Below are 1073 nucleotides of genomic sequence, written 5' to 3'. Positions count from 1 at the left end.
TTCGAGGCCGCGTGCTCGGTGCGGGCGCTCAGGTCCTGGTTGCCGGCGGCGATTTCACTGGATGCGGTGTTGATGGAATCGGTCGCGCTGCGCACCTGCCCCACTGTCCGGGCCAGCGAATGGGTCATGGTGCCCAGGGCATTGAGCAGGTCGCCCAGCTCGTCCTTGCGATGGGTCTCGATGCGCTGGGTGAGGTCGTTGTCGGCGATGCGCTGGGCCACGCCCACCGCCATGGCGAGGGGCGTGGTGATGCTGCGCGAGATCACCCACGCCGCCGCCACGCCCACCAGACCGGCCAGCACGCCCAGCACCGTGAGCCAGAAGGCGCTGCTGTCGTTCTTTTCACGCAGCTCGGCCGACAGGCGATCGATCTCTTCGCGCTGCAGCGCCTGCAGGGACAGCATGCCCGCCAGATACGCATCCGCGGCCGGACGGAATTCGCCATTCAGCTTGGCCAGCGCCTGGTCGGCCTGACCCTCTTTCTTCAAAGCGGTGATGTCGTCGCGCACGCGGATGAACGTGGCCCGCGACTGCGCGAGCTTGGCAAACACCTCGCGCTCGCGGTCGTTGGACAGCAGTCCTTCGATCTGCTTCTGCAGCGTGCTGGAGATCTTGCTGGCCTCCTTCACGTCGTCGGCAAAGAACTCCACCAGGGAAGGGTCGGCGCTGCGCGCGATCGCCCCCGTGCGGCGCACGCCTGCGTTGACGTTGGCGTACCAGTCGCTGACCGCGCGCTCCTTGGTCAGTGGCACATCCATCATCGCGCGCGTCTGCGCCGCCGAGTCCTGGAGCCGCAACAAGGCAGTGACGGTGATCGCGACCAGCAAGCCCACCAGCAGGCTGAAGCCCAGGCCCAGTCGCTGACCGATCTTGAGGTTGTTGAGTGTCATGTCTGTTCAGCCTGTGAAAGTGGGTTCAGGATTCGGTACGGAACGTGGCCACGACCTGGGCCAGACGGGCGGCCTGGTCCTTCAGGCTCTCGGCGGCGGCCGCGCTTTCCTCGACCAGCGCCGCGTTCTGCTGCGTCATCTGGTCCAGCTGAGTCACCGCCACATTCACCTGGCCGATGCCTT

At 66.4% G+C, this 1073-nt stretch carries 1 protein-coding gene and 1 pseudogene; both read right to left on the bottom strand.

Annotation, left to right across the window (positions count from 1 at the left end; genetic code table 11):
* The coding region (locus tag HFL01S_RS24450) for an MCP four helix bundle domain-containing protein (RefSeq protein WP_157539144.1) at positions 1–890 on the bottom strand (890 nt) is incomplete at its 3' end.
* 25 nt (positions 891–915) lie between these two features.
* A pseudogene (locus tag HFL01S_RS25855) lies at positions 916–1073 on the bottom strand (methyl-accepting chemotaxis protein); the annotation flags it as partial.

Origin of the sequence: Hydrogenophaga flava NBRC 102514, assembly GCF_001571145.1 — a bacterium.
GTDB lineage: Bacteria > Pseudomonadota > Gammaproteobacteria > Burkholderiales > Burkholderiaceae_C > Hydrogenophaga > Hydrogenophaga flava.
The sequence above is the reverse complement of the archived record's forward strand: the minus strand, read 5'-3'. Positions and strand labels throughout refer to the sequence as shown.